The sequence below is a fragment of the Winogradskyella psychrotolerans RS-3 genome, from assembly GCF_000427335.1.
Classification (GTDB): Bacteria; Bacteroidota; Bacteroidia; order Flavobacteriales; family Flavobacteriaceae; genus Winogradskyella; species Winogradskyella psychrotolerans.
The window spans coordinates 25,510-41,277 of the sequence record NZ_ATMR01000164.1 but is presented as its reverse complement, the minus strand read 5'-3'; the positions used below and the strand labels follow the sequence as shown (position 1 = coordinate 41,277).

12 protein-coding genes are annotated in these 15,768 nt (G+C 33.9%); 10 read left to right on the top strand and 2 right to left on the bottom strand.

Features of this window, described 5'->3' with window-relative positions; genetic code table 11:
• Positions 1 to 59: 59 nt before the first annotated feature.
• A complete protein-coding gene (locus ADIWIN_RS15360) occupies positions 60 to 476 on the bottom strand; it encodes a hypothetical protein (RefSeq protein ID WP_020895538.1) in 417 nt (138 codons plus the stop codon).
• Positions 477 to 843: 367 nt separating this feature from the next.
• Here ADIWIN_RS15360 and ADIWIN_RS15355 point away from each other — a divergent pair, with 367 nt between their 5' ends.
• The 10 genes from ADIWIN_RS15355 (at position 844) to ADIWIN_RS15310 (ending at position 14,476) form a co-directional block, all read left to right on the top strand.
• Positions 844 to 1,431: an RNA polymerase sigma factor gene (locus ADIWIN_RS15355; RefSeq protein WP_020895537.1), complete on the top strand. Its 588-nt coding sequence runs from the start codon at positions 844 to 846 to the stop codon at positions 1,429 to 1,431.
• 110 nt (positions 1,432 to 1,541) lie between these two features.
• Positions 1,542 to 2,603 (top strand): FecR family protein, encoded by a 1,062-nt coding sequence (locus ADIWIN_RS15350; RefSeq protein ID WP_020895536.1) that lies wholly within the window; start codon positions 1,542 to 1,544, stop codon positions 2,601 to 2,603.
• A gap of 121 nt (positions 2,604 to 2,724) precedes the next feature.
• Positions 2,725 to 6,024, top strand: coding sequence for a TonB-dependent receptor (locus ADIWIN_RS15345; RefSeq protein WP_020895535.1), 3,300 nt, complete (start codon positions 2,725 to 2,727; stop codon positions 6,022 to 6,024).
• A 3-nt stretch (positions 6,025 to 6,027) separates the two neighbouring features.
• Positions 6,028 to 7,356 carry a RagB/SusD family nutrient uptake outer membrane protein gene (locus tag ADIWIN_RS15340; RefSeq protein ID WP_020895534.1) on the top strand — a complete coding sequence of 443 codons (1,329 nt, stop codon included), beginning with the start codon at positions 6,028 to 6,030 and terminating at the stop codon, positions 7,354 to 7,356.
• A 30-nt stretch (positions 7,357 to 7,386) separates the two neighbouring features.
• A complete protein-coding gene (locus tag ADIWIN_RS15335) occupies positions 7,387 to 8,733 on the top strand; it encodes a PKD domain-containing protein (RefSeq protein ID WP_020895533.1) in 1,347 nt (448 codons plus the stop codon).
• 244 nt (positions 8,734 to 8,977) lie between these two features.
• The gene (locus tag ADIWIN_RS15330) at positions 8,978 to 10,111 is read left to right on the top strand and encodes a PKD domain-containing protein (protein ID WP_020895532.1); all 1,134 of its coding nucleotides are present in this window, start codon (positions 8,978 to 8,980) and stop codon (positions 10,109 to 10,111) included.
• 1 nt (position 10,112) lies between these two features.
• On the top strand, positions 10,113 to 10,958 hold the full coding sequence (locus ADIWIN_RS15325) for a cyanophycinase (RefSeq protein ID WP_020895531.1): 846 nt from the start codon (positions 10,113 to 10,115) through the stop codon (positions 10,956 to 10,958).
• Positions 10,959 to 11,179: 221 nt separating this feature from the next.
• Positions 11,180 to 12,496 carry a M20/M25/M40 family metallo-hydrolase gene (locus ADIWIN_RS15320; RefSeq protein ID WP_020895530.1) on the top strand — a complete coding sequence of 439 codons (1,317 nt, stop codon included), beginning with the start codon at positions 11,180 to 11,182 and terminating at the stop codon, positions 12,494 to 12,496.
• Between the two features lie 63 nt (positions 12,497 to 12,559).
• A complete protein-coding gene (locus ADIWIN_RS15315; RefSeq protein ID WP_020895529.1) occupies positions 12,560 to 13,849 on the top strand; it encodes a T9SS type A sorting domain-containing protein in 1,290 nt (429 codons plus the stop codon).
• A 24-nt stretch (positions 13,850 to 13,873) separates the two neighbouring features.
• A complete protein-coding gene (locus ADIWIN_RS15310; protein WP_020895528.1) occupies positions 13,874 to 14,476 on the top strand; it encodes an alpha-ketoglutarate-dependent dioxygenase AlkB family protein in 603 nt (200 codons plus the stop codon).
• Here the strand turns inward: ADIWIN_RS15310 and ADIWIN_RS15305 are convergent, their stop codons facing one another.
• Complete coding sequence (locus tag ADIWIN_RS15305) at positions 14,477 to 15,715, bottom strand: 3-deoxy-D-manno-octulosonic acid transferase (protein WP_040757588.1); 1,239 nt, start codon at positions 15,713 to 15,715, stop codon at positions 14,477 to 14,479.
• Between the last annotated feature and the right edge of the window lie 53 nt (positions 15,716 to 15,768).

Here is a 15,768-nt window from a genome sequence, read left to right as displayed (position 1 = left end):
AAGGCATAAAAAAAAGCTTGATAAAAATCAAGCTCTTTTTATTTTTAGGGAGTAAGGTCTTATAAACCTTTAACTTTATCTGCCGCTTTGGTTGCAGCATCGTTACCAGCTTTTTTAGCTGAATCTACTGCATCAGTACCTGCTTTTTTTGCGCCTTCAACTGTATTGTTAGCAGCATCTTTTACATCATTAGCCATGTCATTTGCACCTTCTTTAGCATCATCCATTGCGTCACCTGCAGTAGTTTCAGCGTCGTCCATAGCTTCACCAGCATCATCAATAGTATCTTCCATTGCGTCACCAGCGTCATCCATAGTGTCTTCTATCGCGTCACCAGCATCATCCAATGCATCACCAGCATCATCCATTGCGTCTTCAATTGCGTCTTCAGTATTTTCTGCTTTAGTTTCTCTACAAGATGTAAATGATAATCCTAATACAGCAACTAGTGCTAAACTTAATACAACTTTTTTCATTTTATTGGTTTTAGTGTTAATTTATGTTAATATACGAAAATAGTAATTTAGCTGAATTATCAATATCTTTTATTGATTAATCTTCGTACATCGTTGCTATATACGTTTGTAGTAATGCATTTGGATTTTTTTTATGGATTTTTTTAATTTTAATTACTTTTATAATTATCTAATTCACATATTGGAATGGTTTTATTGAGCAGTGTTTATTTAAAACTAAATAGCTTTAATGGTTAATCATGTCAATTTGTTTTTTAATAAGTATATATTGGCTTTTCAGAATTTTAATTAAAATCTTGCTTTACAACAAAGACTTAATAATTTTGAAGAGCATACACATTTCTAACTTAAAGTAGTTTACACAATCTTGAAGTCAAAAACGAATACTGATCTTGTTTTATGGGCCAAGCTCAAAGATGGCAATATTGAGGCTTTAGGAAAATTGTATGATGTACACATCGAAGAACTGTTTAGTTATGGTATGCAGTTTTGTGTAGATAAAACAACGGTTATGGATCATATCCACGATGTGTTTTTGAATCTATATAAATACAGAAAAAGCTTAGCAAATACAGATCAAGTTAAGTATTATTTGTTTCGGTCTCTAAAAAATCAAATTCTAAATACAGCTAAAAAAACACGCTCAACCCAAACTTATGTTTTAAACGAGGATGTGCAAACCAATACATATTCAAACTCTATTGAACACGACATAATCACTACCGAGTTCAATACCGAACGTACCTATGTTTTAACTATGGCTATAAATTCATTAAGCAAAAAACAACGACGCGGTTTATTTTTAAGATTTACAGAAGAACGAGAATATGAAGAAATTGCTGAGATTATGAATGTCTCAATTCAAACGTCTAGAACTATTATTTATAGAGCCATTAAAGCTCTGAGAAAGAGTATGGTGGCGGTATTCTTTATGTTGCTGTCCATTTTTTATTAAAAAACTTTATTTTTTTGTCTATAAAACGTCTGTTCCTTTCTTATTAAGGTAAGGGTGTCTATGTGATTACGCTAAAACGACATCTGCCTCAAATAAAGTTAAATAAACTAATGAAAGAAGAGAAGTCGAATAACATTAATTTCAATGAACTTTCAACTAAAGAAAGATCAAAATTAAAACGTAGAATAGAAAATTCTGTATATGCCTACGCTCAAAAAAAACGTATTAAGAAATATGCACTTGGATTTGCAGCAGCATCAGTAGTACTGTTGCTTTCTGTTGGATTCTTTAATTATAAAAATCAAAATGATTCGCCAATAGAAACTTTTGTAAATTCTTCAAAAGCGGATTATCAAACCAATGAAGTAAAACTCATATTAAGCGCTACTAAAAACATTGAAATTACAGAAGAAAATTCAGGAATCACCTATTCTAATAATGGTGAAAGTGTTGCTATCGGAAATTCAAAATCTGTAAACCAAAATCTTGAAGAATCAAAAGAGATAGTCTTCAATACGTTAATTGTGCCTTACGGAAAACGCTCAGAAATTGTCTTATCTGATGGTACCAAGGTTTGGATAAATTCGGGTTCAAAATTAATATTTCCTGCCACATTTTTAACAGGCAATAGAGAAGTGTATCTCGAAGGTGAAGCTATTTTTGATGTAACGCATAACAAGAATCAACCGTTTATTGTAAAATCAAAAGACCAAGATGTTGAAGTTTTAGGAACGATTTTCAACGTGAGTAACTACGCAGATGACGATGCCGTTTTTACGGTGCTTCAAAGTGGAAGTATAAATCTTCATTATAAGAATAACAATTTGATGTCTTCTCAAAGTGAATTAAAAATCACACCAAATACATTAGCGACATACCATAAAGAAGACAAAGAAATCAATACCAAAACAGTAGACGTAGAATCTTATTTTTCTTGGAGAGATGGTGTTTTTATCTTTAAAAATGATGCTTTAAAAACGATAATGAAAAAATTATCGCGCTATTACAATGTTGAAATTTCTATCACTGATAACGATTTAGCAGATCATTCTTTTTCAGGCCATTTAGATGTGAGTCAAGATTTAGAACATGTAATGCAAATTATAAAAGAAGCAGAATCTTCTCAATTCGATTATGAATTAACCACCAACAAAAAACTAATTATTAACTAACTAAAACGAATCATTTGAAATAAAAACCGAACCAAAAAAACTAGAAGATGCGCCAACATCCTCTAGCTAACAAATTAATACAACCGCATTAAACAGCAATATTAACCACTAAAACAAAATTATGAATAAAAACGAGAACCTTTACGCTTCACGAAGTGTAAAATCTTTAAGCTATTATCTGGTAAATATTATGAGAGTCTTTCTACTATTAATAACCATTGGTCTGAGTTCTGCTTTTGCGAATACAACAACTGCACAGACAAAAATAGATGTAAACGTCAACAACGTTACGCTAGAGGAATTATTTAAAGACATACAGAGTAAAAGTGAATTTATATTTTTTTACAAAGACAATGTTCTAAAATATAACGTCACTTTAAATGTGAAGAACGCATCTGTCACTGCCATTTTAGATTCTGCATTAAAAGGTACCAATCTTACTTATAAAGTAAACGATAGGCAAGTAATTATTAAAGAAAGTCCTAATAATCAAAATCAGGAAAATAACTTAAAAACCAACCAACAAACTAAAACTATTACAGGTACAGTTTTAGATGATATAGGAGGTCCGTTAGTTGGAGCAACAGTTCAAGCGAAAGGGACAAATGTTGGTGTGGCTACAGATTTTGATGGTAATTTTAGTATAACGGTTGCAGACGATACTAAATTTATTTTGATTTCATATATCGGTTTTGCAACACAAGAAATTGATGTTACTAGTACTTTTAATATAGAAGTTAAGATGTTAGCAGATAGTTCTGCCTTAGAGGAAATTGTAATTATCGGTTACGGAACAGAGCAAAAATCATTATTAAGTGATGCGGTAACGTCCATTAAATCGAGTCAGGTTAGCGATTTACCAGTGCCTTCTGTAGATGGACTTCTTCAAGGTCAGGCTGCAGGTGTACAAGTACAACAAAATTCGGGAACACCTGGTGGCGAAATGTCAGTGAGAATTAGAGGATTGAGTTCTATTAGCGGCTCTAATCAACCACTTTATATTATTGATGGCATTCCGGTAACTTCGGGTGATTTTGGTCAATTAAGTTTTTCTGGTCAAGGAGCTAGTGCGCTTTCAGATTTAAATCCAAGTGATATTGAGTCTATAAGTGTATTAAAAGATGCTTCTGCAACAGCTATTTATGGAGCAAGAGGGTCTAACGGAATTGTGTTAATTACAACAAAACGTGGTAAGGAACAAAAATCGGTAGTGAGTGTTAATGTCTATTCTGGTGTGCAACAAGCTTGGAATAAATTAGACATGTTGAACGCTAAAGAATGGATGGAATACAGAAACGATTTGGCGGGTACAACTGTTTTTACACCAGAGGATATAGCAAATAATACGGTTGATACAGATTGGCAAGACGTTATTTTTAGAACGGCTTCTATAAACAGTTATGAAGCTTCTGCAAGAGGAGGTTCAGAAAAAACACAGTTCTTTATTAGTGGTACATTTTTAGAGCAAGAAGGGATTTTAATAGGAACAGATTACCAAAGAATGAATGCGCGTGTTAACGTAGATCATCAATTATCTGATAAAGTTAAAATAGGAACAAGTATAGGTTTAACTCATGCTAAAACAAATCGTGTTGAAAGTGATCAGACCTTACATGGTCCATTACCTAACGGTATTTCTACACCTGCTATTTTTTCGGTTTATAACGAAGATGGTTCTTACAATCAGAGTGGACCTTATTCTAATGCGCTATCAATTGCTAACGAAGCTATCAGTGAAAATTTTTCATACCGAACCAATTCTAATGCCTATTTAGATTGGCAAATTATTGAAGATTTAAGCTTTAGTACAAAATGGGGAGTTGATTTCTTAAATTTTAGAGAACATTCTTATGAATCCACACAAACCGTTCAAGGAGCAAGATATAATGGTTTAGGTTTTGAAGCCTATTCTAATGTCTCAAACATTGTATCGAATAATCTTTTAAAGTATAAAAAGAAATTTAATAAACATAAAGTTGAAGCTTTAGTAGGTTACACATTTGAAAAATATCAATACAGATCATCTTTTATAAGAGGTCAAGATTTTGCAGATGATAATTTAGAGTATATCAGTTCTGCTGCAACTATTGTTTCTGCTTCGGCTAATGCTTCAGACGAAGGTATAAGATCGTATTTAGGACGACTTAATTATAACTTCGATGATAAATATATAGCCTCGGTTACAGGCCGTTTTGATACCTCTACAAAATTTGGTGAGAATAATAGAACCGGATTTTTTCCAGCAGCTTCTGTGGCATGGAGAGCTATTCAAGAAGATTTTTTCCAAGATCAAGACATTGTTTCAGATTTGAAGTTTAGAGTGAGTTATGGTTTAACAGGAAACGATGATATTAGTCCATTTTTGTTTTCAGAACTTTATGGAAATACGTCTTATGATGGTCAGCCAGCAATTTACCCAAGCAATATTCCTAATCCAGATTTAAAATGGGAAAGTACAGCACAGTTAAATATTGGTATTAATGTAGGTTTGTTTGAAGACAGAATTACATTAACAGCCGATTACTACAACAAACAGACTAATGATTTATTATTAAGTAGACCATTGCCTTCAAGCTCAGGATTTTCTTCAATAACAGAAAATGTTGGTAAAGTTGAAAATAAAGGTATCGAACTGTCTATTGAAACTCGAAACTTTATTAAAGAGAATTTTACATGGAGTACACAATTCAATATTTCGGGTAATAGAAATAAAGTATTAGAACTTTATAACGATCAGCCAATCGATGATATCGGTCGTGGTGGTAATAGAATTATGGAAGGACAACCAATCGGTATTTTCTATAGTTACAAATCTTTAGGAGTAGACCCTTCAACTGGAGATATCGTTTATGCAGATACTAATTTTGATGGTGAGATTACTTCGGCAGACAGAACCATTGTTGGTAACCCACATCCAGATTTTATTTATGGTATAACTAATAACTTCACCTATAAAGGTTTTGATGCGACCATATTTTTACAAGGATCGTACGGAAACGATGTGTTTAATGGTTCTAGATTATTCTTAGAATCATTGCAAGGTGGAGATAATCAAGTGGCAGATATTACAAGGCGTTGGCAACAACCCGGAGATATTACTGATATTCCTAGAGCTACAACAGATCCTGTTGCTTCAGCACAAAACAAACGTGTATCATCTCGCTTTATAGAAGATGGTTCATATTTAAGAGTTAAAAACGTAACGATAGGTTATACACTAGATAAAAGTGTCATGGAAAAAACGATGTTTTCAAGTTTCCGTGTGTATTTAAGTGCGCAAAACTTATTCACGTTTACTAATTATTCTGGTTTAGATCCAGAAGTGAATTATAGAGGTGATGATAACTCTGTTATTGGTACAGATTTCTTTACCTATCCACAAGCGCAAGTGTTCACATTAGGTGTTAATTTAAAATTTTAAAAGATGAAGAAGATAATTTATATAACCTTAATTTTAGTTACAGCTTTATCGTGTGAAGTATTAGAGGTAAAGCCACAAAATTCTGTTCCAGCAGAAGATGCGTTTAAAACAAAGGACGATATTGATAAAGGTATTTTAGGTGCTTATGCGTCGTTTCAGAGTTTAAGTTATTATGGAAGAACTTTCGGAATATTTTCAGACTTAGCTTCAGATAATTTATCACATCCAGTTGATGCTACAGCAACAGAATATGCGGAAGTTGATAATAATAGCATTTTACCAGAAAACGGTTCTGTAGATGGTATTTGGAGTTTGGCTTACGATGGTATTAATGTTGCAAATAATGTCATTGTTAAAGTACCATCAATTGCAGACATGTCAGAACAAGAAAAGAATGTTGCCTTAGCGGAATTATATTTTATTAGAGCCTTAAATCATTTTAATTTGTTGAATTATTTTGGTGGAGTGCCTGTTAAAATTACACCAACAGTTGGAGCTGGTGCCTTAGATGTGCCTAGAAATTCCGAAGAAGAAGTCTACAGCCAGATTATCAATGATCTTATGTTTGCATCAGATTATTTGCCAGCTTCTAGTAATAAAGTGAGAACCTCTAAATATGCTGCAAAAGCCTTATTGGCAAAAGTGTATTTGTATAAAAAGGATTATCCTCAGGCTAAAACTTTAGCTTCAGAAGTTATTACAGAAGGTGGTTATACGCTTTTACCTAATTACAACGACATCTTCGCAGATGATGCATCAGCAGAATCTATTTTCGAAATTTCATTTTCACAATTGGAAAGAAATCGTATTTCAGAATATAATTTTCCTACCTCGCTTAATGGAAGACGAGAAGTAGAACCATCTCAAAACTTATTAGATGCTTACGAAGCAAATGACGAAAGATTTGAAGCCAGTATAGCTTTTGAAGGTGATAAAGCGTATGCTATAAAATACGATGATTTAAGTTTAGGAGCGGATAACTTTATTGTTTTGCGAGTTGCAGATATGTATTTGGTGAGGGCAGAAGCAGAAGCCAATTTACCCAACCCAGATGTCTCAGCGGTACAATCTGATCTCAACGACATCCGATTACGAGCAAATTTACAGCCAACATCAGAATCTGGAATCACACAGTTACAAAGACTAATTGAAAAAGAAAGACGTATAGAATTTGCTTTTGAAGGGCAACGTTGGTTCGATTTGGTAAGAACCGATCGTGCTATTGCTGTTTTGCCAAATGTAAATGGTACAAATCAAACACTTTTTCCAATTCCTTCAGACGAAATACAAACCAATAATGATCCAGGAATGGTTCAAAATCCAGGATACTAAAAACTAACGATCATGATTAAAACAAATTATATGAAAACTAATTTCTTAAGCTACATTTTTATAGCCTTTTTGTCGTTCACATTTTTTACATGCGAAGAAGATGATCCATTACCTCCACAATCACAAGCCGAATTTACAGCAAGTGCAATGGAAGTTGCTGTTGGTGAAGAAATACAATTTGTAAACAACTCAGAAAATGCCACAGCCTATGCTTGGAGTTTTGGAGATGGTACAACATCTAATCAAGTATCACCAAGAAAATCTTATGAGACAAGTAATATCTTTTTAGTGAGTTTGGTTTCTACAGGTTCTGGTGGATCTACAATTTCTAATATGGAAATTACAGTAACACCTGCTGCGTCGTTTACAGTAGAAGATGAAGAAAATCTTATAGCGACGATTCCTGTGCAATTCACAAATACGTCTGTAAGTGCAGATAGTTACTCTTGGTCTTTTGGAGATGCTGACAATTCAACGTCAACAGAAGAGAGTCCATTGTTTGCGTTTCCTTCTTCAGGTACATTTACAGTGAGTTTAACGGCCAGTACAGCTTTTGGTTCTCAAACGGTAACTAAAGACGTTGTGATTGGTGAAGCACCAGAAGATCCAGCCGAATTATATTATATGGCAATTGGTGACGAGTATATAAGAAAACTAGTTTTAGATGGTCAAGGGACGGTTGAAGATGTGTACAATGCAGTCGGAAAAGGTGGTGTTGGTATGGCTTATGATGCCGTTAATGAAAAATTATACTTCAGCGATTTTGATACCACACCTTTCGGTAATATTTGGAGAATGAATCTTGATGGATCAGGTATCGAAGCTATCGCATCTAATATTGATGATCCTTATGCTATTGCTTTAGATGTTCCTGGAAATAAAATTTATTGGGTAGATGATGCTGGTAATGTATCAAGAGCAAACTTAGATGGTTCTAGTGCAGAAATCGGATTTTTCGCAATGACAGGAGTTTCTTGGAGAGCACTTTCATTAGATGTAGAGAATGGCAAAATGTATGTTTATGATGCTAATATCGAAGAGATTTATGAAGTGAATTTAGATGGCACAAATCCAAATGTTATTATCACCGGGAATTATGGCTACGCTATTTTAGTAGATACGGTAAATGATAAAATTTATTTTGATGATCAAAATGAAGAATTACTAAAAGTAGCAAACTTAGATGGAACAAATATTCAAACTATTGATGACAATGGTACTAGAATTTACGGAATGCAAATTGACAATGAAGCGGGTAAATTATATTGGTCTGGTCGTGATTCAGGAGAATTGTACTCTGCTAATTTAGACGGTACAGATAAGGTCGTTTTAAGAACAGGAATTTCAAGTCCTAGAGGAATAGCATTAATAAAATAGATAAAAGATAATAGACCGCTTTGCTTTTAGAACAAAGAATCAAGACTTGATTTGGCCTAACTGATAAGCTGTGAAGTGTCTATTTTAACGGAATAAACTTAAAACTTTTTAAAATTATTGTGTTAAAATAAAAAATATACTTGGACAAAATAAAAAATATAAAATGAAACGAGCATGTTCAACCTATCATCAAATGATTAATAGTGAACAGCATGTGACATTAAAAAAAGATAAATAAAGACACATGAAAAATTTAATTTATATAGTCGCTCTACTGCTTACAGTTGGGATGTTTCAGTCGTGTTCCGACGACGATTATCCTGTGCCACCAGCAAGTACAGTACCAGATTATAGTTATACCATAGATAATGACGAGTTTGCACCTGCAACGGTAACATTTACTAATAATTCTATTGTACCAGAAACCGTAGGTTCGGTAACTTATTATTGGAATTTTGGGGATGGACAATCTACTTCAGAAGAAAATCCAACACATTTATATACGGAAGCCGGAGCTTATAGCGTGAATTTAGTCGTCACAACTTCTGGTTCGTTAGAAATCAACGAAACCACTAAAACGATTGTCATTAGAGATCCAGGTGCAACGGGAGTTCCAGTGTTTTTTACAGATGGAGCCCAAGTTTATGAGGGTTTAATTAATTCGGAAGCACCAATTTTTACACCTTTAGGTGGAGTTGCTGTGCAATCGTCTTACGGAATGGTTATGGATAAGGTTAATAATAAGCTTTACATCAGTGATTTGGGGACGAACAAAATTTACCGATCTAATTTAGATGGTAGTGATTTTGAGGATTTTAGAGTTGGCCTTGATTCCCCTAATGGAATGTCTATTGATTACCAAGACAACCAATTGTATTGGGATACCAGTTCTGGCATTCAAAGAGGGAGTATTGATGATTCTGATGTTAATCAAGTTGAAGATTTTGCAACAGGACAATCTAATGATCCAGACGGACTTTCAGTAGACGTTGTAAATAGAAAACTCTATTGGATTAATTATAATGGTGGTGTTTGGGTGAAGAATCTCGATGGTACAGGTGAGGCAGAATTAATTCCAGCTATTGAAGGTGGAAGTATTTTAGTCGTAGATGATAAAATCTATTATGATGAGTATGTTGCTTCTGGTGATATTAGATTAAAATCAGCAAATTTAGATGGTACTGGGATTTCAACATTAGCCGTGAATATTGGTCGCGTTGTTTACGGGATAGGTTACGATGCTAATGAGAATAAAATTTATTGGGGAGATCGTAGTACAGATGTTATGATGCGTGCTAATTTAGATGGTTCTAGTCCAGAAGCATGGTTTACCCATTCTGCTGATACAAGAGGGATTGTTATTGGAGAATTAGAATAAAATGAATTTAAAAAGATTATTAATAGCAGGTTTATGTCTTGGGTATGCGCTTCAGAGTAGCGCCCAAGAAATGGACATCAAAGGAAAACTTTTTATCATAGGTGGTGGTTCAAGACCAGCATCTATGGTAGATCGTATTGTTAAAGAATCCGGTATTGATAAAGGAGGCTATGGTATTGTATTGCCAATGTCCAGTTCAGAACCCGACTCTTCAGCTTATTATGCAACCAATCAATTTTATAAGTTAGGAGTTAATAATGTTTATGGTTTAAATTTTGTTAAAGACGAAGTGTTAACCGTTTCAAAATTAGATTCAATCCGAAACGCAAAATTGATATACATTTCAGGGGGCGATCAAAATAAATTTATGGATATTGTTCAAGGTACAGAAATCGAAGTTTTAATTCACGAAGCCTATGAAAACGGATCTCTAATTGCTGGCACAAGTGCAGGCGCAGCCGTAATGAGTGAAATGATGATTACAGGTACTGAAATGAAACATCCTAAATATAACGCAACATATCGCCATTTAGAATCCGAAAATATAGAAACTAAAACCGGCTTAGGACTTATAACAACTATTATTGTCGATCAGCATTTTGTTTATCGAAGCCGATATAATCGTTTATTAACGGCGATTATTGAATATCCTGAACTTACAGGAGTTGGTATTGATGAATCCACAGCAATTTTAGTATCTGGTAAGACAGTAGAAGTCGTTGGCGAATCTCAGGTTGTCGTTTTTAAAAATCCAGATACATCTAAAACCACATTTAACGACAAAATTGGTGCTCACGGCATTATTTTGAACATATATTTACCAGGAGAAACTTTCAAAATAGATTAAAGTAAGGGTTTCCTAATAGTTCGATTAGTACGTACAAGACATATTAACAACCTTAAGATTTCTTAGAAAGAATTGTCTTTTTGAGAATAAGCGAAGTATAGAATATTGTTTGTGTTCTATAATCTTCACCGTTCAGATTGTCCCCTTGAGGGGACTTTAGGGGTGTTTCTTTTTAGGATCTTGATTAAGAAAAATTAAAGACTATTTAAAACAAATTAAAAATGATTTCAAATATTAAAAATTCACTTTTCATTGCCGTCTTATGCGTTTCGCTTTTAAGTTTTTCTCAAAATAACAGAAAAGAAAAAAGCATTATAAAAGCGGTAGATAAGCATACGGAAAACGCTATTGACTTGATTAAAGAATCAGTCAATATTAATAGCGGCACTATGAATTTCGAAGGTGTAAAAACCGTAGGACGTTTATTTCAAAAGGAATTAGATAAATTAGGCTTTAAAACCGAATTAACAAATGGTGATGCTTATGGAAGAGCCGGACATTTAATAGCAATAAGAAAGGGGAAGAAAGGGCCGAAATTTTTAATGATTGGTCATTTAGATACTGTTTTCGAATTGGATAGTCCTTTTCAAGAGTACACCATGCTTAACGATTCTATCATGAAAGGACCAGGAGTTGCCGACATGAAAGGTGGTGACGTTATCATCATTTTAGCCATGCAAGCGCTACATGAAGCCGGACTTTTAGATGATATGTCTATAGAAATCGTAATGACGGGTGACGAAGAAAAAAGTGGAGATCCTTTAGAGTTGTCTAAAAAAGCTTTAATCGATGCCGCAAAACGTGCAGATATTGCTTTAGGCTTCGAAAATGGAGATAACAATCCAAAAACTATTGTAGTATCTAGAAGAGGTTCTGCAGATTGGCAACTTAAAGTAAATGGAAATCCAGCACATTCTTCACAAATTTTTACAGAAGCAATTGGAGCAGGAGCCATATATGAAACGTCTAGAATTTTAAATGAATTCTACGTTCAGTTAGCCAAAGAAAAAGATTTAACTTTTAATCCAGGTTTCATTATTGGAGGTACAACGTTGCAACCCGATGAAGACGGAACGGGAGGACATGCCTTTGGGAAATCGAATGTGGTATCTCAAGACGTTATTGTTAGAGGAGATTTAAGAGCGGTGTCTTTAGATCAATTAGTAAAAGCTAAAGCGACTATGGAAAGAATAGTTTCAGAAAATTACCCAAAAACGAAAGCAGAACTTACCTTTTCAGCAGGAGCGTATCCTCCATTAACAAAAACCGATGGAAATGTAAAGTTATTAGGGTATTATAATACCGTAAGTGAAGATTTAGGCTTTGGCCCTGTTACGGCTGTAAATCCAAGAAATGCAGGTGCTGCGGATATTTCATTTACATCAGAATATGTAGAGATGGCAATTGATGGTTTAGGACTCACAGGAGGTGGAGACGACCATACAATTAATGAAACCGGCGATTTAAATACGGTGGCAACACAAGCCAAAATAACGGCAGTTTTGATGTACAGGTTAGTAAATTCAAAAATGAAATAGGTATGAGGTATTAGGGATTAGGTTTAAAACATTCATTTTAAGAAGAATATTAAATAAGAACACATGAAAAAAATTACCCTATTATGTTTGTTGGGTTTACAAATTGGATTTGCTCAAAATTATACAGAATATCATACAGGAAGTAATACAAATGCTATTACTAATCATGAAGCAGGAGTTTGTTTAATGGGTGGTGCTACAGAACAAGAAGACGCCATGATTTGGTTTTTAAATAAAGCAGATGGAGGAGATGTTGTAGTCCTTAGAGCATCTGGAAGCGATGGATACAATGATTATTTTTATACGGATTTAGCGTCAGATTTAACGACACCAATTAATTCTGTAACCACATTTGCTATCAATAATGTAGCAGGAGCAATTGATCCTTATGTGCTTCAAAAAGTGGCAGACGCTGAAGCCATTTGGTTTGCAGGTGGTGATCAATATGATTATGTGAGTTATTTTAAAGATAACGCGATGGAGGATGCACTTAACACGTTTGTGAATACTAAACAAGGAGTTATTGGTGGCACTAGCGCAGGTTTGGCTATATTAGGAGGTAATTATTTTTCAGCACAATATGGAACATTAACGAGTGCTGTTGCATTAAGTAATCCCTATCACCCAAGAGTGGCGATTGGAGAAAATGACTTTTTAAATGTGCCCTATTTGAACAATTTAATTACAGATTCACATTATGACAATCCGGACCGTAGAGCAAGACATAGTGTAATGTTAGCTAGAATTGCAACAGATAATAGCACACGTGCTTTCGGAATAGGATGTAATGAATACACAGCAGTGTGTATTGGTACAGATGGTAAAGCTTACGTGTATGGCGAGTATCCTGCTTATGATGAATTTGTGTACTTCTTGCAAGCCAATTGTGTAACTGATTTTGAACCTGAAAATTGTACGGCAGGCGTTCCTTTAACATGGAATAGAAATGGTGAAGCCATTAAAGTTTACAAAGTACCAGGAACAGAATTAGGTGTAAATTATTTCGATTTATCCGATTGGGAAACAGGAAGTGGAGGAGAATGGAGAGATTGGTCCGTTAATAATGGTGTTTTTACTTCAGTAGCTGGAACTAATCCACAATGTACGTTATCCGTTTCAGGATTTGAAATTGCTAACATCAAAGTGTATCCGAATCCGTTTGTAGATAGTATTCAAATAGAATCTGATGTGGTATTAAATTCAGTTCAACTTATAGATATTTTAGGAAATACGATTCCTGTAAAATTACAATCAAATAACACTATTAATACGGCATCTTTAAGTTCAGGAATTTATTTTATGAAATTGAAAAGTGATGCAGCTACTCAAGTTTTAAGACTTGTGAAGAAATAGAACGGTTGTATTGAATTTAAAACAATGGACTTATTTAATTCTGAAATAGATGCTAATCTTTTACCATTTGATGGCGAAGTCAATTATTATGGCTCCATAATGACTATTGAAAAAGCACAAGAATATTACAAAAAATTACTTCAACATATTGATTGGAAAAATGATAAAGCGATCATTTTTGGAAAACTAATTATCACTAAACGAAAAGTAGCTTGGTATGGAGATCAACCATTTAATTATACCTATTCCAAAACTACAAAATCGGCATTACCATGGAATAAAGAGCTCTTAGAACTCAAGAAAATGGTAGAAGCCAAAACAGGAGAAACTTTTAACTCATGCTTACTTAATTTATACCATAGTGGAGAAGAAGGTATGGCTTGGCATAGTGATGGCGAAAAGGATTTAAAAAAGAACGGAGCCATTGCGTCTTTAAGTTTTGGTGCAGAACGTAAATTCTTATTTAAACATAAAGAGACTAAGCAAAATGTTTCTATTCTATTGGAAAAAGGCAGTTTGTTAGTGATGAAAGGATCAACTCAAACCCATTGGTTACACCGCTTGCCACCAACTAAAAAAGTGAAAACACCGAGAATAAACTTAACGTTTCGTACTATAGAATCTTAATTAGGATTCTAAATAGTCCATGATTTTTACAACAGCACCAATATTAGAATGAATATAAGATTTAGTAATATCACCTTGTCTTTTTCTCAATACATCGTCAGTAATTAAAGCGTTTAAAGAAGCATTGAAGGCTGAAGAACTACCTAAACTAGTAACTCCTCCTAAATCAATAAGCGTTTTAGCTTCTGGAAACTTCTCATAATTTTTTCCTATAAGAATTGGGATTCCAAATACTGCAGGCTCTAGTATATTATGCAAACCAGTTGTTCCTGCACCTCCACCAACGTAAGCAATATCTGCATAGCTATAAGCTTTACTTAAATAGCCAATAGTGTCTAAAATAAAGACCTTGTAATCGGCTAAATTTTGATGTTCAGTTAATTCTGAATAACAAATCGTTTTTACGTTTAATTGGGATTTTAAAGAAGCCACATAACTCGGTTTTATATTATGTGGAGCAATCACAAATTTGACATCTAAATTTTCATTAGAATTTATAAAATCCATATATAATTTGTCATCATCTGGCCAAGAACTTCCAAAGACCACACATAATTTGTCATCTTTAAAGTCTTCAATAAATGTAACGGTATTATCAATTTTTAGTTGATTCGAAACACGATCAAATCTGGTGTCTCCAGAAACCGAAACGGAATTATAATTAATACCTTCAAGGAGCGATTTAGAATTTTCATTCTGTGTGAAAATATGCTTGAATCCAAACAGAGCGGACTTTGCATAGCTTCCATACCATTTAAAAAAGGCTTGGTCTTTCCGAAACGCAGCAGAAATTAAAATCGCTTTTAAGTCACGCTTTTTGATTTCATGTAGAAAATTAGGCCAGATTTCATATTTCACAAATAGGATATAATCTGGATTCACTAAATCTAAAAACCGTTTAGCATTTGCTGTAGTATCTAGAGGAAGGTAAACCACGACATCTGCAATTTTTGTATTCTTTCTAACCTCATAACCAGAAGGTGAAAAAAAGGATAACACCACTTTATAATTAGGGTGTTTAGCTTTTAAAGCTTCAAAAACGGGCAAGCCTTGTTCGTATTCTCCCAAAGAAGCACAATGAAACCAAAAGGTTTTATCTTTTGATTTGATAATATATTGAAGCTTTGAAAAGGTGTTTTTTCTGCCAATGACACCTTGCTTCAATTTAGAATTGAATAAAGCCGCAATTTTAACAACAAAACTAGCTAAGTAAATTCCTATAGAATAGAGTCCTTTCAAAAACAAAGATTTGTGCTAAAATACATTTCTTTCAATTAATTGCGTTGTCATAG